The sequence below is a fragment of the Streptomyces sp. NPDC001393 genome, assembly GCF_053597455.1.
In genome coordinates, this window is sequence record NZ_JBSFIH010000007.1 from 61,317 (window position 1) to 82,657 (window position 21,341).

The 21,341-nt window shown below is 69.9% G+C and carries 20 protein-coding genes and 1 riboswitch; of the genes, 8 read left to right on the forward strand and 12 right to left on the reverse strand.

All coding sequences use genetic code 11. The features are described 5' to 3' along the window. The first annotated feature begins 36 nt into the window (after window positions 1-36). The 4 genes from ACWC2T_RS10970 (at window position 37) to ACWC2T_RS10985 (ending at window position 4,492) form a co-directional block, all read left to right on the forward strand. Window positions 37-1,017, forward strand: coding sequence for a hypothetical protein (locus tag ACWC2T_RS10970; protein ID WP_351208147.1), 981 nt, complete (start codon window positions 37-39; stop codon window positions 1,015-1,017). Window positions 1,018-1,090: 73 nt separating this feature from the next. Continuing rightward, entirely contained in the window at window positions 1,091-1,741 is a 651-nt protein-coding gene (gene def / locus ACWC2T_RS10975) for a peptide deformylase (RefSeq protein ID WP_450670064.1), read from the forward strand. 289 nt (window positions 1,742-2,030) lie between these two features. Further along, window positions 2,031-3,116: an epi-isozizaene synthase gene (cyc1, locus tag ACWC2T_RS10980; RefSeq protein WP_450670065.1), complete on the forward strand. Its 1,086-nt coding sequence runs from the start codon at window positions 2,031-2,033 to the stop codon at window positions 3,114-3,116. Then, on the forward strand, window positions 3,113-4,492 hold the full coding sequence (locus ACWC2T_RS10985) for a bifunctional albaflavenone monooxygenase/terpene synthase (protein WP_450670066.1): 1,380 nt from the start codon (window positions 3,113-3,115) through the stop codon (window positions 4,490-4,492). Before cyc1 ends, ACWC2T_RS10985 begins: the two co-directional genes overlap by 4 nt. 88 nt (window positions 4,493-4,580) lie before the next feature. Here ACWC2T_RS10985 and ACWC2T_RS10990 read toward each other — a convergent pair whose 3' ends face one another. The 7 genes from ACWC2T_RS10990 to nagB form a co-directional block, all read right to left on the reverse strand. After that, window positions 4,581-5,591 (reverse strand): ribonucleotide-diphosphate reductase subunit beta, encoded by a 1,011-nt coding sequence (locus ACWC2T_RS10990; protein ID WP_450670067.1) that lies wholly within the window; start codon window positions 5,589-5,591, stop codon window positions 4,581-4,583. Beyond that, complete coding sequence (locus ACWC2T_RS10995) at window positions 5,591-7,975, reverse strand: ribonucleoside-diphosphate reductase subunit alpha (protein ID WP_450670068.1); 2,385 nt, start codon at window positions 7,973-7,975, stop codon at window positions 5,591-5,593. Before ACWC2T_RS10995 ends, ACWC2T_RS10990 begins: the two co-directional genes overlap by 1 nt. A 127-nt stretch (window positions 7,976-8,102) precedes the next feature. After that, window positions 8,103-8,242, reverse strand: a riboswitch (cobalamin riboswitch). 52 nt (window positions 8,243-8,294) lie between these two features. After that, window positions 8,295-8,801, reverse strand: coding sequence for a GNAT family N-acetyltransferase (locus tag ACWC2T_RS11000; protein ID WP_450670069.1), 507 nt, complete (start codon window positions 8,799-8,801; stop codon window positions 8,295-8,297). A 75-nt stretch (window positions 8,802-8,876) separates the two neighbouring features. After that, window positions 8,877-10,505, reverse strand: coding sequence for a monocarboxylate uptake permease MctP (gene mctP / locus ACWC2T_RS11005; protein ID WP_450670070.1), 1,629 nt, complete (start codon window positions 10,503-10,505; stop codon window positions 8,877-8,879). Next, window positions 10,502-10,765, reverse strand: coding sequence for a DUF3311 domain-containing protein (locus ACWC2T_RS11010; RefSeq protein ID WP_450670071.1), 264 nt, complete (start codon window positions 10,763-10,765; stop codon window positions 10,502-10,504). The genes mctP and ACWC2T_RS11010 overlap by 4 nt, the downstream gene beginning before the upstream one ends. A 158-nt stretch (window positions 10,766-10,923) precedes the next feature. Then, a complete protein-coding gene (locus ACWC2T_RS11015; RefSeq protein ID WP_351208055.1) occupies window positions 10,924-11,688 on the reverse strand; it encodes a GntR family transcriptional regulator in 765 nt (254 codons plus the stop codon). A 168-nt stretch (window positions 11,689-11,856) separates the two neighbouring features. After that, the gene (gene nagB / locus ACWC2T_RS11020; RefSeq protein ID WP_450670072.1) at window positions 11,857-12,642 is read right to left on the reverse strand and encodes a glucosamine-6-phosphate deaminase; all 786 of its coding nucleotides are present in this window, start codon (window positions 12,640-12,642) and stop codon (window positions 11,857-11,859) included. Window positions 12,643-12,762: 120 nt separating this feature from the next. Here nagB and ACWC2T_RS11025 point away from each other — a divergent pair, with 120 nt between their 5' ends. Next, complete coding sequence (locus ACWC2T_RS11025) at window positions 12,763-13,362, forward strand: TetR/AcrR family transcriptional regulator (RefSeq protein WP_450670073.1); 600 nt, start codon at window positions 12,763-12,765, stop codon at window positions 13,360-13,362. Window positions 13,363-13,729: 367 nt separating this feature from the next. Next, the gene (locus ACWC2T_RS11030) at window positions 13,730-15,205 is read left to right on the forward strand and encodes a sensor histidine kinase (protein ID WP_450670074.1); all 1,476 of its coding nucleotides are present in this window, start codon (window positions 13,730-13,732) and stop codon (window positions 15,203-15,205) included. Between the two features lie 201 nt (window positions 15,206-15,406). On the opposite strand, the gene ACWC2T_RS11035 is transcribed toward ACWC2T_RS11030, so the two are convergent. Together ACWC2T_RS11035 and ACWC2T_RS11040 are read right to left on the reverse strand one after the other, a co-directional pair. Next, window positions 15,407-15,664 carry a WhiB family transcriptional regulator gene (locus ACWC2T_RS11035; RefSeq protein WP_003992873.1) on the reverse strand — a complete coding sequence of 86 codons (258 nt, stop codon included), beginning with the start codon at window positions 15,662-15,664 and terminating at the stop codon, window positions 15,407-15,409. 331 nt (window positions 15,665-15,995) lie between these two features. Continuing rightward, window positions 15,996-16,964: a diacylglycerol/lipid kinase family protein gene (locus ACWC2T_RS11040; RefSeq protein WP_450670075.1), complete on the reverse strand. Its 969-nt coding sequence runs from the start codon at window positions 16,962-16,964 to the stop codon at window positions 15,996-15,998. Between the two features lie 156 nt (window positions 16,965-17,120). On the opposite strand from ACWC2T_RS11040, the gene ACWC2T_RS11045 reads away from it, so the two are divergent. Then, on the forward strand, window positions 17,121-17,555 hold the full coding sequence (locus tag ACWC2T_RS11045) for a hypothetical protein (RefSeq protein ID WP_450670076.1): 435 nt from the start codon (window positions 17,121-17,123) through the stop codon (window positions 17,553-17,555). A gap of 1 nt (window position 17,556) precedes the next feature. Here the strand turns inward: ACWC2T_RS11045 and ACWC2T_RS11050 are convergent, their stop codons facing one another. The 3 genes from ACWC2T_RS11050 to ACWC2T_RS11060 all read right to left on the reverse strand — a co-directional run bounded on the left by ACWC2T_RS11050 (window position 17,557) and on the right by ACWC2T_RS11060 (window position 19,680). After that, a complete protein-coding gene (locus ACWC2T_RS11050; protein ID WP_450670077.1) occupies window positions 17,557-18,660 on the reverse strand; it encodes an RNA polymerase sigma factor SigF in 1,104 nt (367 codons plus the stop codon). Window positions 18,661-18,677: 17 nt separating this feature from the next. Further along, complete coding sequence (locus ACWC2T_RS11055; protein WP_055705999.1) at window positions 18,678-19,094, reverse strand: ATP-binding protein; 417 nt, start codon at window positions 19,092-19,094, stop codon at window positions 18,678-18,680. A 325-nt stretch (window positions 19,095-19,419) separates the two neighbouring features. Continuing rightward, window positions 19,420-19,680 carry a UBP-type zinc finger domain-containing protein gene (locus ACWC2T_RS11060; protein ID WP_450670078.1) on the reverse strand — a complete coding sequence of 87 codons (261 nt, stop codon included), beginning with the start codon at window positions 19,678-19,680 and terminating at the stop codon, window positions 19,420-19,422. A 61-nt stretch (window positions 19,681-19,741) separates the two neighbouring features. Between ACWC2T_RS11060 and ACWC2T_RS11065 the strand changes: the two genes are divergently transcribed. After that, the gene (locus ACWC2T_RS11065; protein ID WP_450670079.1) at window positions 19,742-21,340 is read left to right on the forward strand and encodes a Na+/H+ antiporter; all 1,599 of its coding nucleotides are present in this window, start codon (window positions 19,742-19,744) and stop codon (window positions 21,338-21,340) included. Window position 21,341 lies beyond the last annotated feature (1 nt).

Consider the following 21,341-nt stretch of genomic DNA (forward strand, 5'->3'; position numbering starts at 1 on the left):
CCCATGGTGTGGAACTGGAACTGGCAGGCGGGAATCGTGAGGATCTTCGGCAAGGGACGGCACCGGCCCTCCGCCTCCTGGCGGCAGGCCACCGACCGCGCGTTCACGCTGATCGGCGACGGCCGGTACGAGGACGCGGGAGAGCTGCTGACACGAGCCGCCGACCTGGAGCCCTGGCTCTCGGAGTCCTGGTTCAACCTCGCCCTGCTGCACAAGTTCCGGCACGACTGGGAGCAGGCCCGCGCGGCCGGACTGCGGGCGGTGGCCCTGCTGGACCGGGAGGCCGGCGCGCCCGACTGGTGGAACGTCGGCATCGCCGCGACCGCGCTGCAGGACTGGCCGCTGGCCCGCCGCGCCTGGCAGGCGTACGGGCTGAAGGTGCCCGGCGGCGCCGCCGTGGCCGGGGAACCGGTCGGCATGGAGCTGGGCAGCGCGGCCGTACGGCTCTCCCCGGAGGGCGAGGCCGAGGTCGTGTGGGGCCGCAGGCTGGACCCGGCGCGGATCGAGGTGCTGTCCATCCCGCTGCCCTCGTCCGGACGGCGCTGGGGCGAGGTCGTGCTGCACGACGGGGTCCCGCACGGGGAGCGCACGACGTCCACCGGGCACGCCTACCCGGTCTTCGACGAGATCGAGCTGTGGGCCCCCTCGCCCGTGCCGACCTGGGTGGTCCTGCTGGAGGCGGCCACGGAGGCGGACCGGGACGCGCTGGAGCAGCTCGCCGCCGACGCCGGGTTCGCCGCGGAGGACTGGTCCTCCTCGGTGCGGCTGCTGTGCCGGATGTGCTCGGAGTCGCGGATGCCGTCGGACGAGGGCGAGGGGGTCCACCTGGACCCGCATGATCACAGCGAGCCCGGTCATCCCGGGCCTCTGGGCCATCGCACGGACGGGCAGCTGTGGGTGCCGGAGCGGGAGTGCGGGGTGGCCGCGCCGGCTTCGCTGGTGCGGGGGCTGCTGGACGGGTGGGTCGCGGACAGCCCGGACTCGCGGGACTGGCGGGATCTCGAAGAGGTTTGCTGAGCCGCCGGTGACCTGCCGCCTTTAGGCTGTACCCGAGACTTTTCCCAGGTTTGCAGGAAGGCGTACGGCGGTCATGGCGCAGCAGGACACCGATCAGCAGCACGCGGGCGTGCTCCCCGTGGACGACGAGGGGTACGTCGTCGACACGGAGGACTGCGAGGAGCGCGAGAAGGCCTGGCGGGAGCGCGGGACCTCGCGGCCGATCACGGTCGTCGGCAACCCGGTGCTGCACAAGGAGTGCAAGGACGTCACCGAGTTCGGCGAGGAGCTGCAGCAACTCGTCGCCGACATGTTCGCCAGCCAGCGCACCGCCGAGGGCGTGGGCCTGGCCGCCAACCAGATCGGTGTCGACCTGAAGGTCTTCGTCTACGACTGCCCGGACGACGAGGGCGTCCGGCACACCGGCGTGGTGTGCAACCCGAAGCTGGTCGAGCTGCCGGCCGACCGGCGCCGGCTGGACGACAGCAACGAGGGCTGCCTGTCCGTGCCGACGGCGTACGCGCCGCTCGCCCGGCCCGACTACGCCGAGGTGACCGGCCAGGACGAGCGGGGCAACCCGGTCCGGGTCCGCGGCACCGGCTACTTCGCACGGTGTTTGCAGCACGAGACCGACCACCTCTACGGCTACCTGTACATCGACCGGCTGTCCAAGCGGGACCGCAAGGACGCGCTGCGGCAGATGGCCGAGAACGAGCCACGTTATCCGGTCGTCGCCAACGACTAGCCGACACCGGGACGTTGGGGCGCCCGGCCGGGATCACCCCCGGTTGGGCGCCCTTCGCACGAGCGGCCTCGCTCGTCCGTGCGTCGTACAACCGATCCCTTCTGCCCTCTTAATGATCCTTAATCGGTCACACATGGGGGGATTCTCGGCATCCCGGGGTGGTGAGTGGAGCAAATCCGTTCCCATGACGGTCAGTTGTGGTGCTGAATGTAAGTGCGGGGATACGCAACGGCGCACGCCCGGCACGACGGGAGGGCGGGCGCTCCTGGCGGCGGAGAGGGGTTTGTACGTGCATGCTTTCCCACACGGCACCACAGCGACGCCAACGGCGGTCGTAGTACCACCCTCACTGGCACTGCCGGTGATCGAGTCCGCCTTTCCTCGGCAACTGCACCCGTATTGGCCGCGACTACAGGCGAAGACGCGGCTGTGGCTGCTGGAAAAAAGGCTCATGCCGGCGGACAAGGTGCAGGAATATGCCGACGGACTGTGCTACACCGACCTCATGGCGGGGTACTACCTCGGCGCCCCCGACGAGGTCCTGCAGGCCATCGCCGACTACAGTGCGTGGTTCTTCGTCTGGGACGACCGGCACGACCGCTGTGTCGTGCACGGCCGGGCGGGGGACTGGCGGCGGCTGAGGTACCGCCTGCACGCGGCCCTCGACGCACCCCGGCACCATCTGCACCACCCGGACCCGCTGGTCGCCGGGTTCGCGGACGGCGTGCTGCGGCTCTACGGCTTCCTGCCGCGCACCTGGAACCAGCGGTTCGCCCGGCACTTCCACGCGGTCATCGAGGCCTACGACCGCGAGTTCCGCAACCGCACCACGGGATACATACCCGGCGTCGAGGAATACCTCGCCCTGCGCCGGCACACCTTCGCGCACTGGATATGGACGGACCTGCTGGAGCCGAGCGCCGGGCGTGAACTCCCGGATTCCGTGCGGAAGAACCCGGTCTATCGCCGGGCCGCCCTGCTCAGCCAGGAATTCGCCGCCTGGTACAACGACCTGTGCTCACTGCCGAAGGAAATAGCCGGCGACGAGGTCCACAATCTCGGAATCAGTCTCATCACCCATGAGGGACTGACTCTCGAGGAATCGGTGGACGAAGTCAGGCGGCGCGTCGAGAACTGCATCACCGAATTCGTCGAGGCCGAGCAGGAGGCCCTGCGGTTCGCCGACGGCCTTGCCGACGGCACGGTCCACGGAAAGGAGCTGAGCGCCGCGGTGCGCGCCTGCGTCGGCAATATGCGGAACTGGTTCAGCTCCGTCTACTGGTTCCACCACGAGTCCGGCCGGTACATGGTCGACACCTGGGACGACCGGTCCACGCCCCCGTACGTCACCAACGAAGCGGAAGGTGAGAAATGACCGTCGAGTCTGTGAAGCCCGTGGCCCCCGGGGCCGGCGAGGCGACCGAACTGCGTGAGCCGCCCCTGGCCGGGGGCGCCGTCCCGGGCCTCGGCCACGGCCTGAAGCTGGTCCGCGACCCGCTCGCCTTCATGTCCCGGCTCCGCGAGCACGGCGACGTCGTACGCCTCAAGCTCGGCCCCAAGACGGTGTACGCCGTCACCACCCCGGAGCTCACCGGCGCGCTCGCGCTCAACCCCGACTTCAAGATCGACGGACCCCTGTGGGAGTCCCTCGAAGGGCTGCTCGGCAAGGAGGGCGTGGCCACCGCCAACGGCCCCCGGCACCGGCGTCAACGGCGCACCATCCAGCCCGCGTTCCGGCTGGACGCGATCCCGAACCACGGGCCGGTCATGGAGGAGGAGGCGCACGCGCTGACCGAGCGCTGGCGGCCCGGCGAGACCGTCGACTGCACCTCGGAGTCCTTCCGGGTGGCCGTCCGCATCGCCGCCCGCTGCCTGCTGCGCGGCGAGTACATGGACGAGCGCGCCGAGCGGCTCAGCGCCGACCTCGCCACCGTCTTCCGCGGCATGTACCGGCGGATGGTCATCCCGCTCGGGCCGCTGTACCGGCTGCCGTTTCCGGCCAACCGCGAATTCAACCGGGCGCTGGCCGATTTGCATCTGCTGGTGGACGAGATCGTCGCCGAGCGGAGGGCATCTGGTCAAAAGCCGGACGATTTGCTGACGGCATTGCTGGAGGCAAAGGACGACAATGGCGACCCCATCGGGGAACAGGAGATCCACGACCAGGTCGTCGCGATACTCACCCCCGGCAGCGAAACAGTGGCGTCCACGATCATGTGGCTGCTCCAGGTCCTCGCGGAACATCCGGAACACGCCGAGAGGGTACGGACCGAGGTGGAATCCGTGACCGGCGGCCGGCCGGTCGGATTCCAACACGTCCGCGCACTCACGCACACCAACAATGTCGTCGTCGAGGCCATGCGGCTCAGGCCGGCCGTATGGATTCTGACGCGGCGTGCGGTGACCGACACCGCACTCGGTGACTATCGTATTCCGGCCGGGGCGGACATCGTCTACAGCCCGTACGCGATCCAGCGCGACGCCCGCTCCTACGACCGCCACCTCGACTTCGACCCGGACCGGTGGCTGCCGGAGCGGGCCAAGCAGGTGCCGAAGTACGCCATGAGCCCCTTCAGCGTCGGCAACCGCAAGTGCCCCAGCGACCACTTCTCCATGACCCAGCTGAGCCTGATCACCGCGGCGATCTCGGCGAAGTACCGCTTCGAGCAGGTCGCGGGGTCGAACGACACCACCCGTGTGGGCATCACGCTCCGCCCCCACAACCTGCTGCTGCGGCCGATGCCCTGGTAGCACAGCTGGTACCGGCGCGCGCTCAGGTGGCTCAGCGGCCCCGGATCGCGCGCCGGTAGGTGCTCGGAAGTGCTCAGAGGTCAGGTGCTCAGAAGTCCTCGTCCAGGTCGACGGTGCCCTCGACCGCGACCTGGTACGCCGACGGGCGGCGCTCGAAGAAGTTCGTCAGTTCCTGTACGCCCTGCAGCTCCATGAAGGAGAAGGGGTTCTCCGAGCCGTACACCGGCGCGAAGCCGAGTCGGACGAGACGCTGGTCGGCGACGCACTCCAGGTACTGCCGCATTGACTCGGTGTTCATGCCCGGCAGGCCGTCCCCGCACAGGTCACGCGCGAACTGCAGCTCGGCCTCGACGGCCTCCTTCAGCATGTCGGTGACCTGCTGCCCCAGCTCGCCGTCGAACAGGTCCGGCTCCTCCTTGCGGACCGTGTCGACCACGTCGAAGGCGAAGGACATGTGCATCGTCTCGTCGCGGAACACCCAGTTGGTGCCGGTGGCGAGACCGTGCAGCAGGCCCCGGCTGCGGAACCAGTAGACGTAGGCGAAGGCGCCGTAGAAGAACAGGCCCTCGATGCAGGCGGCGAAGCAGATCAGGTTGAGCAGGAAGCGCCGGCGGTCGGCCTTCGTCTCCAGCCGCTCCAGCTTCTCCACCTCGTTGATCCACTTGAAGCAGAACTGCGCCTTCTCGCGGATGGAGGGGATGTTCTCCACGGCCGCGAAGGCCGCCGCGCGGTCGTCCGGGTCGGGCAGGTAGGTGTCCAGGAGCGTCAGATAGAACTGGACGTGCACGGCCTCCTCGAAGAGCTGACGGCTCAGGTAGAGCCGCGCCTCGGGGGAGTTGATGTGCTTGTACAGCGTCAGCACCAGGTTGTTGGCGACGATCGAGTCACCGGTCGCGAAGAAGGCGACCAGACGGCCGATCAGGTGCTGCTCCTCGGGCGTCAGCTTCGCGAGGTCGGCGACGTCCGAGTGGAGGTCGACCTCCTCCACGTGCCAGGTGTTCTTGATCGCGTCCCGGTAGCGCTCGTAGAAGTCCGGGTAGCGCATGGGGCGCAGGGTGAGTTCGAAGCCCGGGTCGAGAAGGTTGGCGTTACGGGTCATTACTGGCAGGCCTCGCAGGACTCGGGGTTTTCCAGGGAGCAGGCGACCGCGTCGGGGTCGGCGACCTGCTGGACGGGGATGGTGGCGGGGGTCTGCGCCCGGGCCGCGCGGGCGATGCGGGTCGCCGGGCGGGAGCGCAGGTAGTACGTCGTCTTCAGCCCGGACTTCCAGGCGTACGCGTACATCGAGGAGAGCTTGCCGATGGTCGGCGTCTCCATGAAGAGGTTCAGGGACTGGGACTGGTCCAGGAAGGGAGTGCGGGCGGCGGCCATGTCGATCAGCCCGCGCTGCGGGATCTCCCATGCCGTGCGGTACAGCGCGCGCACGTCCTCGGGGATCCAGGCGAAGCCCTGCACCGAGCCGTTGCTGTCCCGCAGCGCCTCCCGGGTGCGGGCGTCCCACACGCCGAGGTTCTTCAGGTCCTGCACCAGGTAGGAGTTGACCTGCAGGAACTCCCCGGACAGCGTCTCGCGCTTGAACAGGTTCGACACCTGCGGCTCGATGCACTCGTACACGCCCGCGATGGAGGCGATGGTGGCGGTGGGCGCGATGGCCAGCAGCAGGGAGTTGCGCAGGCCGACCTCGGCGATCCGGCTCCGCAGCGCCTCCCACCGCTCCGGCCAGGTCAGTTCGACGCCGTAGTGGTCGGGATGCAGCACGCCCCGGGCGGTACGGGTCTTCTCCCAGGCCGGCAGCGGGCCGCTGCGCTCGGCGAGGTCGGCGGAGGCCTCGTACGCGGCGAGCATGATCCGCTCGGCGATCCGGGTGGACAGGGCCTTGGCCTGAGGTGAGTCGAAGGGCAGGCGCAGCTTGAAGAAGACGTCCTGCAGACCCATCGCGCCGAGGCCGACGGGGCGCCACTTGGCGTTCGACCGTCCCGCCTGCTCGGTCGGGTAGAAGTTGATGTCGACCACGCGGTCGAGGAAGGTGACGGCGGTGCGGACGGTGTCGTCCAGCCGCGCCCAGTCGATGTCCCCGGTCGCCGTGTCGACAAAGGCACCGAGGTTCACGGACCCCAGGTTGCAGACCGCTGTCTCCCCGTCGTCCGTGACCTCCAGGATCTCCGTGCAGAGGTTGGAGGAGTGGACGACGTGCCCCGGCAGGGCCGTCTGGTTGGCGGTGCGGTTGGCGGCGTCCTTGAAGGTCATCCAGCCGTTGCCGGTCTGCGCGAGGGTGCGCATCATCCGGCCGTACAGCTCACGCGCCGGCATGGTCTTCTTCGCCAGGCCCGCCTGCTCGGCCTTGCGGTAGGCGGCGTCGAACTCCTCGCCCCACAGGTCGACCAGCTCCGGCACGTCCGCCGGGGAGAACAGCGACCACTGCCCGTCGGCGCCCACCCGGCGCATGAACTCGTCCGGGACCCAGTGCGCGAGGTTCAGGTTGTGCGTGCGGCGCGCGTCCTCACCGGTGTTGTCCCGCAGTTCCAGGAACTCCTCGATGTCGGAGTGCCAGGTCTCCAGGTAGACGGCCGCGGCGCCCTTGCGCCGGCCGCCCTGGTTCACGGCGGCCACCGAGGCGTCCAGGGTCTTCAGGAACGGCACGATGCCGTTGGAGTGCCCGTTGGTGCCGCGGATCAGCGAACCGCGGCTGCGGATCCGGGAGTACGACAGACCGATGCCGCCGGCGTGCTTGGAGAGCCGGGCCACCTGGTGGTAGCGGTCGTAGATGGAGTCCAGCTCGTCCAGCGGGGAGTCGAGGAGGTAGCAGGACGACATCTGCGGGTGGCGCGTGCCGGAGTTGAAGAGCGTGGGGGAGGACGGGAGGTAGTCGAGGCGGCTCATGAGCCCGTAGAGCGCGGCCACTTCGTCCACGGAACGGGCCGTGTCGTCCTCGGCCAGGCCGCTCGCGACCCGCAGCATGAAGTGCTGGGGCGTCTCGATGACCTTGCGGGTGATCGGGTGCCGGAGAAGGTAGCGGCTGTGCAGGGTGCGCAGGCCGAAGTAGCCGAAGCGGTCGTCGGCCCCACGGTCGACCAGCGCGTCGAGCCGCTCGGCGTGCAGCCGTACGAACTCGGCGGTGCGGTCGGCGATGAGCCCCTCGCGGTGCCCCACGGCCACCGACCCGGTGAAGGACGACACGCCCTGCGAGGCGGCCTCGGCGCGGATGGAGAGGGTCAGCAGCCGGGCGGCCAGCCGGGAGTACGCGGGGTCCTCGGAGATGAGCCCGGCCGCGGCCTCCGTGGCCAGCTCGCGCAACTCCGCCTCGTCGGCCTTCGCCGACCGGCCGCGCAGCGCGGCGGCGGCGACCCGGCCGGGGTCGGCGTCGGGCAGGTCGGCGGTCAGCTCGGTCAGGGTCCGCAGCAGCGCGGTACCGGGACCGTCGGTCTCCAGGCCGGTGGCTGAAACGCCGTCGGCTGAAGCCGGGTCTGCTGGCGCGATGGTCACGTGGGGCTCTCCCTCGCTCGGCACGGGGGCCTTGCGGAGGGCAGGCGGCAGCCACGAGCGCACACGGCGTCGCGTCCACCGGCCCATTCCACGAGGCCCGGACGTCGGAAGTCACCCGGGCCGGACGGCCGGGCGCACGCTGCCGGCAGGTCCTCGGACTGACTCCTGTGCACGGCGTTTGCGGGAACGGACATGCACAAGTACACCGTTGCGGGACAGTTCCGGATTCGCACCGGATTCCCCTGCGGCGACAGCGAGGATGAGCATACATCTAGTGCCGGGCTGTCGTGTCACCCCCAGATGTTGTGTCGTGGCGGTGTCACAGCGTCAACTCGTAGGTGAGGAGAGTGAGGTCGAGCTGCTCGGGCAGCGGATTCCAGTCCCGCTCGGGTGTGCGAACGAAACCCAGTCGTTCGTAGATGCGGTGGGCGGCGTGCATGGTGCGCTGGGTCGACAGCACGATGGCCCGGCAGCCCTCGATGGCCCGTGCACGGTCGATACAGGCCCGCACGAGGGCCTCCCCGGCGCCCTGGCCGCGCGCCACGTGGGCTACCGCCAGCATCCGCATCTCGGCCTCTCCGGGGCGGGCGATGTCGGCCATCGGCCCGGGGGACGGCACGAAGGTGACCCCGCCGAGGAGGGTGTCATTCCGTATGGCTGCGAGCACGTCGGCCGAGGCCGCTCTGCCGCAGACGTCGCGCAGCTCGTCGAGGTAGGCGTCGTTCTCCCCGAAGTCGAGGAGGCCGTCCTGGAGGTAGGCCTGGGCGGTGATCTCGCCGAGGGCGTCGTACTCGTCGGGGGCGGCACGCCGGATCACGATGTCCATGGCACCGAGTCTGCCGGACGGGTACGACAACGGGCCGCCGGAGTTTCCTCCGGCGGCCCGTCGTACGGCAGTCGCTCAGTGACCGGCACCCGCAGTGGCCGGTGGCAGCTCCACCTGGACCCCGGGGTCTCCCGCGTCCGCCGTGTAGTCCTCCGGACTGGTCTCGTCGACGCCCTCGGGGGCCTTCACGGCCTTCAGGACGAAGGTGAGGACCACCGTGACCACGACGTTGAGGACGAACGCCGTGAGGCCGATGTAGCCGATCTCGCCGAGGCCGGGGATCTCCTTCGCCGAGCCGCCGAAGTGCTTCTGGGTCGGGGAGGCGACGCCGTACGCGGCGACCGTGCCGTACACCATGCCGACCGCCCAGCCGGCGAGCAGGGCCCAGCGGTGGAACCAGCGGGTGAACAGGCCGCCGACCAGGGCCGGGAAGGTCTGCAGGATCCAGATGCCGCCCAGCAGCTGGAAGTTGATCGCGACCGTCTTGTCCATGGTGAGGACGAAGACCAGCGCGCCGACCTTCACCAGCAGCGAGACGAACTTGGAGACCTGCGCCTCCTGCTTCGGCGTCGCGTCCGGCTTGATGAAGTCCTTGTAGATGTTGCGGGTGAAGAGGTTGGCGGCGGCGATGGACATGATGGCCGCCGGGACCAGCGCGCCGATGCCGATCGCCGCGAAGGCGACGCCCGCGAACCAGCTCGGGAACATGTCCTCGAACAGCTGCGGGATCGCCAACTGGCCGTTCCTGACCTTCACTCCGGCCGCGATCGCCATGAAGCCCAGCAGGGCCAGCAGGCCGAGCATCAGGGAGTACAGCGGCAGGATCGTGGTGTTGCGGCGGATCACCTCACGGCTCTTGGAGGACAGGGTCGCGGTGATCGAGTGCGGGTACATGAAGAGCGCGAGGGCGGAGCCCAGGGCCAGGGTGGCGTAGGTCCACTGGCCTGCCGCCGGCGGCACGAGCGCCCCGCGGGGCTTGCCCGTGGCCGGGTTGACCTGGCTGAACGCGTGGGCCGCCTTGGCGAAGACGTCGTCGAAGCCGCCCAGCTTGATCGGGATGTAGATGATCGCCACCGCGATGACGATGTAGATCAGCGCGTCCTTGACGAAGGCGATCAGGGCGGGGGCCCGCAGGCCGGAGGAGTAGGTGTACGCCGCCAGGACGCCGAAGGCGATCAGCAGGGGCAGGTCCCGCACGAACCAGTTGGTGCTGCTGTCGCCGCCGACGCCCATCACGTCCAGTACCGCCTGGATGCCGACGAGCTGCAGCGCGATGTACGGCATCGTCGCCAGGATGCCGGTCAGCGCCACCGCCAGCGACAGCCCCTTGGAGCCGAAGCGGCCCCGGACGAAGTCGGACGTGGTGACGTACCCGTGGCGGTGGCTGACCGACCACAGGCGGGGCAGGAAGGTGAAGATCAGCGGGTAGACCAGGATCGTGTACGGCACCGCGAAGAAGCCGGCCGCGCCCGCCGCGTAGATCGCCGCCGGTACGGCGACGAAGGTGTACGCCGTGTACAGGTCGCCGCCGAGCAGGAACCAGGTGATCCAGGTGCCGAACGACCGCCCGCCCAGGCCCCATTCGTCCAGGGAGTGCTCGTTCTCGGCCTTGCGCCAGCGCGCGGCGAGGAAGCCCATGACCGTGACGGCCAGGAAGAAGAAGATGAAGACGCCGAGCGCGACGCCGTTGACGCCGTTCTTCACTGCGCCTCACCGCCCTTCTGGGAGGCGCGGGAGCGCTGGTCGCGCTTCCAGAGCTGGTGGGCCGTCATGGTGAGCGCCGTCGAGATCAGCACCCAGAGCATCTGGTACCAGTAGAAGAACGGGATCCCGATGAAGGCGGGGTCCGTCTTGGCGTAGGAGCCGACCCAGAGCATCGCCACGAAGGGCGCGACCAGACACAGGGCGATGATCACCCGTACCGGTGTGACGACCGGGGGTCTCACTTCAGGCGTTTCGGACATGCCACGGCTCTCCGTCCCCTCGCTGATCACCTGTGTAATGCGCAGGCAATCTAGGTGACGGTGTCATGGAAGCGGAAGACCTCGTCCGCATATCGGTATGTCGATTCAGCGAACGTCCACAGGTCCCACCCGCCTTGCTCCGCAGGCCGCTTGGGCTTCTACTCCGCAGGCCGCTTGAGCCTCGCCACGAACTTGTAGCGGTCGCCGCGGTACACCGACCGCACCCACTCCACCGGCTTGCCCTCGTGGTCCAGGGAGTGGCGGGAGAGCATCAGCATCGGCAGGCCCACGTCGGTGCCGAGCAGGCCCGCCTCGCGCGGGGTGGCCAGCGAGGTCTCGATGGTCTCCTCGGCCTCGGCGAGGTGGACGTCGTAGACCTCGGCGAGCGCGGTGTAGAGGGACGTGTACTTCACCAGGGAGCGGCGCAGCGCCGGGAAGCGCTTGGCGCTCAGGTGGGTGGTCTCGATGGCCATCGGCTCGCCGTTGGCCATGCGCAGCCGCTCGATGCGCAGCACCCGTCCGCCGGCGGCGATGTCGAGCAGCTCGGCGAGCCGGTCGTCGGCGGTGATGTAGCCGACGTCCAGCAGCTGCGAGGTGGGCTCCAGGCCCTGGGCGCGCATGTCCTCGGTGTAGGAGGTGAGCTGGAGCGCCTGGGAGACCTTGGGCTTGGCGACGAAGGTGCCCTTGCCCTGGATGCGTTCCAGGCGCCCCTCGACCACCAGTTCCTGCAGGGCCTGGCGGACGGTGGTGCGGGAGGTGTCGAACTCGGCCGCCAGCGTGCGCTCGGGCGGGACCGGCGTGCCCGGCGCCTGGGTCTCCGTCATGTCGAGCAGGTGCTTCTTCAGGCGGTAGTACTTGGGCACGCGCGCCGTACGGACGGTCGTCCCGGCCTCGTTCTCCGCACTGCTGACGTCGGTGGTCATGCTCTGCCTTCCCGGCTCCGGATGCCGAAAGCGACCGACTGACATCGGCCACGGTTCACATCGTGGCACGGGTTCTTCTGTCAGGACTCCACCCGCACGCTCCGTGATCTCCTCTATATACAGTGGTGACCGGGGTTGGTCTAGTCCATCGGGCGCGGGCGGGCGGCGTCAGATCCCCTGCCAGTCCGGCTTGCCCGCGTACGTGTGCCGGAAGTAGTCGGCCAGCTTCAGCTTGGACGCCGCCGCCTCGTCGGCGACCACCGTGGCGTGCGGGTGCAGCTGGAGCGCGGAGGCCGGGCAGACGGCCGCGACCGGGCCCTCGACGGTCGCGGCGACCGCGTCCGCCTTGCCCTCGCCGGTCGCCAGCAGCACCAGGTGGCGGGCCTCCAGGATGGTGCCGATGCCCTGGGTGACGACGTGGTGCGGCACCTGCTCGATGTCGCCCTCGAAGAAGCGGGCGTTGTCGACGCGGGTCTGCTCGGTCAGTGTCTTGATCCGGGTGCGCGAGGCCAGCGACGAGCAGGGCTCGTTGAACCCGATGTGCCCGTCGGTGCCGATGCCCAGCAGCTGCAGGTCCACCCCGCCGGCCTCGGCGAGCGCGCGGTCGTACGCCGCGCAGGCCGCCCGGATGTCGTCGGCCGTGCCGTCGGGCCCGAGGAACTTGTCCATGCCGATGCCGAGCGGCTGAAGGACCTCCCGGCGCAGCACGGAGCGGTAGGACTCGGGGTGGTCGGCGGGCAGTCCCACGTACTCGTCGAGCTGGGCTATGCGGGCCCGCGAGGTGTCCACGGCGCCGGAGCGCACCTTCGCGGCCAGCGCCTGGTAGACGGGCAGCGGGGTCGAGCCGGTGGCCACGCCGAGCAGGGCGTCGGGCTTGCGTCGCAGCAGCTGTGCCATGGCCTCGGCGATGAGCTCGCCGCCCGCCGCGGCGTCCGGAACGATGACAACTTCCACGCTGGGCCTGCCGTTCTGAAGTGGGCTCTGGACGTCTATGTGGTTTAGACCAATCTAACAGAACCGGGTCCGTCGCGGACTGCCTCCGCATTTCTCTAAGGTCCGCTATAAAATGGCTCCATGGTGATCTCCAGATCGCGTGGCCGCCCTCGCTCCTTCGATCGTGCCACCGCCCTGGAGAAGGCGCTCATGGCCTTCTGGGAACACGGCTACGAGGCCACCTCGGTAGCCGACCTCACCCGGATCATGGGCATCGGCGCCCCGAGCCTGTATGCGGCCTTCGGCGACAAGCGGACGTTGTTCGAGGAGGTCGTGCGGCTCTACACCGACACCTACGGCGCCTTCGGTGAGCGGGCCCTCGCGGAGGAGCCCACCGCCCGCGCCGCCGTCGGGCGCATGCTGCGCGAGGCCGCCGCCGAGTACACCGACCCCGCCCATCCCCACGGCTGCCTGGTCGTGCACGCCGCCACCAACTGCACCAGTCCCGAGGTGGCAGGGGCGCTGCGCGAGCGGCGCAACGCGAACATCGCCGCCGTCGAGTCACGGATCCGGGCGGACGTCGCGGCGGGACGGCTCCCGGCGGGCACCGACGCCGCCGCCCTCGCCCGGCACACCGCGGCCATGATCCAGGGCATGTCCCAGCAGGCGCGCGACGGAGCGAGCCGTACGGAACTGGAAGCACTCGCGGAAATTGCCCTGTCCATCTGGCCCCAAGGGTGACCCGCGCGGGCTAGGCTGCGTGGCATCGGGTGTCATCCGTGTCGTGCACCTGACTTCGTGCGTGCCGACAACACCATGGACATACGGTTGTGGTCTAGTCCAGAATCGAAATGGACATCCAACTGAACAAGCCTCCGCCTTCCCCGCACAGGAAGGCGGATCGAGGAACCGGAGCTCTCTGCCCTGACTGCCCCGGCTCCTCGACCTTCGGCCGACCGGGACCGCACACCCCGCGGCCGATGATGCTCCGGGCTGCGGTGCCGGGAGGGTTGAGGGTCCCTTCCAGGCGCCGCGGCCCGCGGGTGTTCCAGAGCCCGCTCGCGGCTGGTTTTCGGCCACCTTCACACGTCCGGGTACGCTCGCAGACGTGCCCTCCATGAACGAACTGGTCCGCCAGCACACCGCCCTCGACGACTCCGACCTCGAGTGGCTCCATCTGCTGGTCTCGGAGTGGCAGCTGCTCTCCGACCTCTCCTTCGCGGACCTGGTCCTGTGGGTCCCCACCCGGGACGGCACCCGGTACGTCTCCGTCGCCCAGATGCGCCCCAACACCGGCCCCACCTCCTACCAGGACGACATGGTCGGCCACCTGGTCCCGCGCGGCCGGCGGCCCATGCTGGACGCGGCGCTGGACGAGGGCCGGATCGTGCGCGAGGGCGACCCGGAGTGGCGCGAAGAGGTCCCCGTACGGGTCGAGTCCATCCCCGTGCGCCGCGAGGGCCGCGTCCTCGGGGTGATCGCCCGCAACACCAACCTGCTCACGGTCCGCACCCCGAGCCGTCTGGAGCTCACCTACCTCCAGAGCGCCTCGGACCTCGCGCAGATGATCGCGGCAGGATCGTTCCCCTTCCCCGACCAGCAGGTCGACATGGACGCCTCGCCGCGCGTCGGCGACGGCCTGATCCGGCTGGACGCGGACGGCCTCGTGCAGTACGCCTCCCCGAACGCGCTGTCCGCCTACCACCGCCTCGGCCTCGCCGCCGACCTGGTCGGCCAGCACCTCGGGCAGACCACCGCCGAACTCGCCCCGACCCGGGGGCCGGTCGACGAGGCGCTCGCCAAGGTGGCCAGCGGCTGGGCGCCGCGCGAGTTCGAGATCGAGGCCAACGACGGGGTGATCCAGTTCCGGGCCATCCCGCTCAAGCCCAAGGGCACCCGGATCGGTTCGCTGGTGCTGTGCCGGGACGTCACCGAACTACGGCGCCGCGAGCGGGAGTTGATCACCAAGGACGCGACCATCCGGGAGATCCACCACCGGGTGAAGAACAACCTCCAGACGGTCGCCGCGCTGCTGCGGCTGCAGGCCCGGCGCATCGAGTCCGAGCGCGGCCGGGAGGCCCTGGAGGAGGCCGTCCGCCGGGTCGGATCCATCGCCATCGTGCATGAGACGCTGTCTCAGAACCTGGATGAGCGGGTGGAGTTCGACGACATCGCCGACCGCGTGCTGGCGATGGTCGCCGAGATCTCGCCGGGCAAGGTGACCGGCCGGCGCAGCGGACGGTTCGGGATCCTCGACGCCGAGGTGGCCACCCCGCTGTCGATGGTCCTCACCGAGATCCTGCAGAACGCGCTGGAGCACGGGTTCCGCGAGGGCGACACCGGCACGGTCGAGGTCTCGGCGGTCCGGGGCGGTACGACGAAGGAGGCCCGGCTTCTCGTCACGGTCCAGGACGACGGGATCGGCCTGCCCGAGGGCTTCGACCCGCACCGCTCGGGCAACCTGGGGCTGCAGATCGTACGGACGCTGGTGGAGGGGGAGTTGGGCGGCTCCTTCGACATGGTCCCGGCGCCGGGCCGGGGGACCAGGGTGATCCTCGACATTCCGGTGCGGGCGCAGAAGTAGCAGCCGCATCGCCGTACCGCGGGAGCCGGTTGCGGGACAGCAAAAAGCCCCGGACCGTCGTTGGTCCGAGGCTCGTGCTCGTTGCTGCTCTGCGTTGTCGCTAAGCGCATCGGGGGATACTGCGCGCTGCGGCTCGGGGGCGGGAGATGCGTGCGTGCTGCACGCGCCGCCAAGCTCAGGCTGTCAGCAGGGGTGGGTATGTCAGGCGGAGGCCTGACGGGCCCGGTTGCGGGCGGCGCGGCGCTTCATGGCGCGGCGCTCGTCCTCGCTGAGACCACCCCAGACGCCGGAGTCCTGGCCGGACTCGAGCGCCCACTGCAGACACTGCTCGATCACCGGGCAGCGACGGCAGACGGCCTTGGCTTCCTCGATCTGCAGCAGCGCAGGACCGGTGTTGCCGATGGGGAAGAAGAGCTCGGGGTCTTCCTCGCGGCAAACGGCGTTGTGACGCCAGTCCATGGCTGCTACCTCTCCTAGGTTCTCTGAACGTATGACGTACAGGTTGCTTGTGAATGTGAACGCTTTCACGAATCCCTCAACAAGTGAAGGGCCGACCGCCGAGTCTTCCCCGGCGTGGTCCTTGGTTTGAAGAGGGGTTCCGGTGATCAGTGGAGGCCGGTGTTGCGGGCCGTCCCGATCGCCACGTAGAGACTCGCAAACCTCAGCGACGGATACAACCCCTTCCGGAAAGTTTTTTTTGATTCCTCGGTGTCGACTGGGTCACAGCCGTACTTCCATGGGGTGGATCCTGGCCTAAACGTTCGAGTGAAAGGACTTTTGCCTGTTCCGCTCACACAATCACACGCAGTGCGCGGCGTACACCTGTGAACGTCACGCTCGTACGCAGTCCCAGGTGGTCACCGTCCATCTGCAGGGGCAGAGGCGCCTTCGAATGCAAGGTGAACTGATCCAGATCATGCAGCGAGACGACATGTCGACCATGGGGTCCGCGCTCGGGGGACGAAGTGAGCAACTGGGTGCCATACCGGGCAACCGCGGCCGTCGACAGGCGGCTGAGACCCAGCACGTCGACGCCGGTATCGAACGAGGCCTTAGGTGACGTGTACATCGGGCGATTGCCGAGATACGTCCACGGGGACGTGTTCGAGATTATGGCGACCACAAGATCGGCGATCGGGTCCTCGCCGGGCCGCTCCAGCGTGATCGAGCCGTGCCGGCGGTTCTGCTCACCGAGGTACTGCCGGATCACCTGACGTACGTACAGGGCGTGCGTCGACTTCTTCCCGCGCTCGCGCTGCTGCTCCACCCGGCCGACGACGCCGGCGTCGAATCCCAGTCCGGCGTTGAAGGTGAACCAGCGGTCCGGGACCGCCTCGTCCTCGGTGCCGGGCGTGCCCGAGGCCAGCCCGAGACCGACGACCCGCTCCCGGCTCTCCCGCAGCGCGTCCAGCAGGGCGCCGGTGGCCTCGACCGGGTCGTTGGGCAGGCCCAGGGCGCGGGCGAAGACGTTCGTGGAGCCGCCGGGTACGACGGCGAGGCCGGGCAGTCGCTCCAGGGCGGGGCCGGCGTGCAGCAGGCCGTTGACGACCTCGTTGACCGTGCCGTCGCCGCCGAGGGCCACCACGAGGTCGATGTCGTCGCTGTCCGCCGCCTGCCGGCCGAGGTCGCGCGCGTGCCCGCGGTACTCGGTGGTGACCGCCTCCAGCTTCATCTCGCTCGCCAGCGCGTGGATCAGCACGTCACGCCTGCGTGCGCTTGTGGTGGTTGCTGCCGGGTTGACCACGAGAAGTGCACGCATGGACTGCAGCGTACCTACTGGGGGGTACCGGGCCCATACCGAGGTAGGGATCAGGTAAGAGGCGGGGACGTGAGCCTGGACACGGTACCGCGCCGCCGGGGTTCCACCGTGGAGGGTTCTGTCCGTCCTGGCATCGCCCCCGGCTACCCTGCTGGGGTGAGCAGTGAGCAGAACCCCGCCCAGTACACCACCGGCCCCCGCCCCCGTCGGCTGACGTACGCCGCGCTGCTGGCCGCACTGGAGGGTGTCGCGCTGGTAGGTGGTGGCCTATGGGTGCTCGTACTCGGGGTCGCCGGCTCGCCGGACGACCGGCAGCAGGCCGTGACCCTGGGCATCACGCTGGTCGTCCTCGCGCTGCTGCCGCTGCTCGCCGCCCGCGGACTGCTGCTGCGGCGCAGCTGGAGCCGTGGCCCCGCGGTGATCACCCAGCTCATGGCGCTGCCGATCGCGTACAACCTGATCCACGCCGACAGCGTGGCCATCCCGGCGGGTATCGCGCTCACGGCCGTCGCCGTGGCGGCGCTGGTGCTGCTCGTCAACGGCGAGACGACCCGGGCCCTCGGCATCAAGGGACCGGGCCGCGCCGAGTAGCTCACTCCTCGACGAGCAGCTTCTCCCGCAGCTGGGCCAGCGTGCGGGCCAGCAGCCGGGAGACGTGCATCTGGGAGATGCCGACCTCCTGCGCGATCTGCGACTGGGTCATGTTCCCGAAGAAGCGCAGCAGCAGGATCCGCTTCTCCCGCGGCGGGAGGTCCTCCAGCAGCGGCTTCAGCGACTCCCGGTACTCCACGCCCTCCAGCGCCTCGTCCTCCGCGCCGAGGGTGTCGGCGACCGCCGGGGACTCGTCGTCGGTGTCGGGGACGTCCAGGGACAGGGTGGAGTACGCGTTGGCGGACTCCAGTCCCTCCAGGACCTCCTCCTCGGAGATCGCCAGCTTCTCGGCCAGCTCGTGGACCGTGGGGGAGCGGCCGTGCAGCTGGGAGAGCTCGGCCGTCGCCGTGGTCAGCGCGAGCCGCAGCTCCTGGAGCCGGCGCGGCACGCGGACCGCCCAGCCCTTGTCGCGGAAGTGCCGCTTGATCTCGCCGACCACCGTCGGGGTGGCGTACGTGGAGAACTCCACGCCGCGCTCCGGGTCGAACCGGTCGACGGACTTGATCAGACCGATCGTGGCGACCTGCGTGAGGTCGTCCAGCGGCTCGCCGCGGTTGCGGAACCGGCGCGCCAGGTGCTCCACGAGCGGCAGGTGCATCCGGACCAGCTGGTTGCGCAGCTCCGCGTACTCCGCACTGCCCGCGTTCAGCTTGCGCAGCTCGACGAACATAGCCCGTGCCCCGCTGCGGTCCGCCGGGTCGGGCTGTGCGGCCTGCACGGTCTTCGCGACCGGCGCGTCGTCCTCGGCGTACCGCTCGTGCTCGCTCATCGTCCCGCCCGTAGCCCTTCCCCGAGCCCTGGCCCCCGCGGACCCGGCGCCGCCGGGGTCCTCCGGCGGTACGCCCTGCGCGGCACCGTCGTCTGCGGCGCGCGCGGAGTCGTCCTCCGGGTGCGGTCTGGCCTGCTCGGGGATGCCGTCGATGCCGTCCGCCATGCGCCGGGAACCGTCCCGGGGAGCCTCCCCGGGGAGGTCACCCGTGCTCGGCCAGGGGGCACCCCCGTCCCCGGCCGGCAGCTCCCGTGTGCCGCGCTCTTCGTCCCGCACCGGACCGTCCCCGTTCCTCACGCCGGGCCAGGGCCCGCGCCGCGCTGTTTGTAGAGGCTGATCGACACGGTCTTGTCCTCGTCGACGGCGGACGAGACCTTGCCCGCGAGGGCCGAGAGCACGGTCCAGGCGAAGGTGTCCCGCGAGGGGGCGTGACCGTCCGTGGTCGGCGCCGAGACCGTGACCTCCAGCGAGTCGTCGACGAGCCGGAAGACACAGCCCAGCACGGAGCCGGGCACGGCCTGCTGGAGCAGGATCGCGCAGGCCTCGTCCACGGCGATGCGCAGGTCCTCGATCTCGTCCAGGGTGAAGTCCAAGCGGGCCGCGAGTCCGGCCGTGGCCGTCCGCAGCACCGACAGGTAGGCACCCGCAGCCGGCAGCCGGACTTCCACGAAGTCCTGGTTCGCCGCGGGCTCGCCTGCGATCTGGGACACCCTCACCTCCATGGTGGTACAAGCTTTACGGGGCCGAGGGTCGCCCCCCGGGGTAACGCGTACGCGGTTCCGCGGTGACGCTATCGCGCTCCGAACGTTCCTGTCCCGGGACCCCAACCCCCCTGGCGTCACTCACAGTAAAGCTGTGCATACGCTCCGTGTCTAGAGGGTTTGCGAGCCCAAATGGGAAGAGCGCGCGCCGGGTTGACGTACCCAGACGTCAGACGCTCGAACCGTCGTGCGGCCACCGCCGCATGCAGTGTCACACGACAACGGGGCCGGGCGGGAATGCGATCACGCGGAAAGCCGTTCCGATCAAGGCCGCTCAGACCAGCACGTGGTCCACGAAGCACCACCGCCAGTCCTCGCCGGGCTCGAAGGTCCGCATCACCGGGTGACCGGACGTCTCGTGGTGCTGCGTCGCGTGCCGTCCGGGCGAGGAGTCGCAGCAGCCGACATGGCCGCAGGTGAGGCAGAGCCGCAGCTGCACCGGGTGCGTGCCGTTGCGCAGGCACTCCGGGCAGGTCGCATCGAGCGGGTCCGGTTCCGGGTGCGGCAGCGCGGCGGCGTGCGTGCACTGTTTCATGATTGCCAGGTTACGACGGGCGTGCGGGTGGCCGCGCGGAACACGAGGGTGGGCGAGGTTCATGGACGTGATGCCGCTGCTGTTGCTGGTGGCGGGCAGTGCGGGGATCGCAGGGGCCGCCCGGCGCACTCCGGTGCCGGCGCCGCTGCTGCTGGTCGCCGTGGGCCTCGCGGTCTCGTACGTGCCGGGCATCCCGCACTACACCCTGGACCCGGAGGTCGTCCTGCCCCTGGTGCTGCCCCCGCTGCTGTACAAGGAGGGCACCGAGAGCTCGTACCTCGACCTGCGCGCCCAGATGCGCCCCGTGGGGCTGCTGTCGATCGGATACGTGCTCTTCGCGACCTTCGCCGTCGGCTGGGTCGCCTATCTCGTCGTACCGGGGCTGCCGCTGCCCGCGGCGCTGGTGCTGGGCGCGGTGGTCGCGCCCACGGACGCGGTCGCCGCCGCGGCGATCGCGCGCAGGGTGGGCCTGCCCTCCCGGATCACCACCATCCTGCAGGGCGAGTCCCTGCTCAACGACGCCACCGCGATCACCGCCTACAAGGTGGCCCTCGCCGCGGCCGTCGGTGCGGGCGCCACCTGGGCGGGCGGGGTGGGCGAGTTCCTGCGGGCGGCGGTCGGCGGGATCGTCGTCGGACTGGTGCTCATGGTGCCGATCCACTGGCTGCGCACGCACCTGAAGGAGGCCCTCCTCCAGAACACCCTCTCCCTGCTGATCCCGTTCGTAGCCTACGGCGTCGCCGAGCAGTTCCACGGCTCCGGCGTCCTCGCGGTCGTCGTGGTCGCGGTCTATCTCGGGCACCACGCGTGGGAGGTCGACTTCGCCACCCGGCTGCAGGAGGACGCGGTGTGGCGGATGGTCGCCTTCGTGCTGGAATCGGCGGTCTTCGCACTGATCGGCCTGCAACTGCCCACCGTCCTCAAGGGGTTGACCGCGTACCACGGGGCAGACGCGGCCTGGTACGCGATCGCGGTCTTCTTCGTGGTCGTCGCGGCGCGCTTCGTCTGGGTGTACCCGGCGGCCTTCCTGCCCCGCCTGGTCTCCCGCCGCATCCGGGAACGCGAGGACAACCCGACCTGGCGGGCGCCGATCGTGACGTCGTGGGCCGCCATGCGCGGGGTGGTGTCCCTGGCCATCGCCTTCTCGATCCCGCTCACGGTGCACGGCGGCGCGCCCTTCCCGCAGCGGAACCTGATCCTCTTCCTGACCTTCACCACGGTCATCGGCACCCTCGTGGTGCAGGGCCTGACGCTCGCGCCGCTGATCCGCCTGATGAGGTTCCCCGCCCGCGACCCGCAGGCCGAGACCCTTGCCGAGGCCAACGCCCAGGCCCAGGCCTCCCGCGCCGCCGAGAGCCGCCTCGACGACCTCCTCGCCGACGACCGCAACGCCCTGCCCCCGCCGCTCGCCGACCGGCTGCGCACGGTCCTGGAGCGCCGCCGCAACGCCGTCTGGGAGCGCCTCGGCCAGACCAACCCCGTCACGGGCGAGTCCGTCGACGACACCTACCGCCGCCTCTCCCGCGAGATGATCGGCGCCGAACGCGAGGTCTTCGTCAAGCTCCGCGACCACCGCTACATCGACGACGAGATGCTGCGCGTCCTGCTCAGACGCCTGGACCTGGAGGAGGCGGCGGCCTACCGGGAGGAGGCGGGGTAGC

Excerpts from the sequence above, each read along its gene's own strand:
- ACWC2T_RS11040 (WP_450670075.1), bottom strand. The coding sequence starts at position 16,964 with ATGCGTGCACTTCTCGTGGTCAACCCGGCAGCAACCACCACAAGCGCA.
- ACWC2T_RS10990 (WP_450670067.1), bottom strand. The coding sequence starts at position 5,591 with ATGACCCGTAACGCCAACCTTCTCGACCCGGGCTTCGAACTCACCCTG.
- ACWC2T_RS11035 (WP_003992873.1), bottom strand. The coding sequence starts at position 15,664 with ATGGACTGGCGTCACAACGCCGTTTGCCGCGAGGAAGACCCCGAGCTC.
- ACWC2T_RS11025 (WP_450670073.1), top strand. The coding sequence starts at position 12,763 with ATGGTGATCTCCAGATCGCGTGGCCGCCCTCGCTCCTTCGATCGTGCC.
- ACWC2T_RS11065 (WP_450670079.1), top strand. The coding sequence starts at position 19,742 with ATGGACGTGATGCCGCTGCTGTTGCTGGTGGCGGGCAGTGCGGGGATC.
- ACWC2T_RS11015 (WP_351208055.1), bottom strand. The coding sequence starts at position 11,688 with ATGACCACCGACGTCAGCAGTGCGGAGAACGAGGCCGGGACGACCGTC.
- ACWC2T_RS10985 (WP_450670066.1), top strand. The coding sequence starts at position 3,113 with ATGACCGTCGAGTCTGTGAAGCCCGTGGCCCCCGGGGCCGGCGAGGCG.
- ACWC2T_RS11060 (WP_450670078.1), bottom strand. The coding sequence starts at position 19,680 with ATGAAACAGTGCACGCACGCCGCCGCGCTGCCGCACCCGGAACCGGAC.
- ACWC2T_RS11000 (WP_450670069.1), bottom strand. The coding sequence starts at position 8,801 with ATGGACATCGTGATCCGGCGTGCCGCCCCCGACGAGTACGACGCCCTC.
- ACWC2T_RS11010 (WP_450670071.1), bottom strand. The coding sequence starts at position 10,765 with ATGTCCGAAACGCCTGAAGTGAGACCCCCGGTCGTCACACCGGTACGG.
- def (WP_450670064.1), top strand. The coding sequence starts at position 1,091 with ATGGCGCAGCAGGACACCGATCAGCAGCACGCGGGCGTGCTCCCCGTG.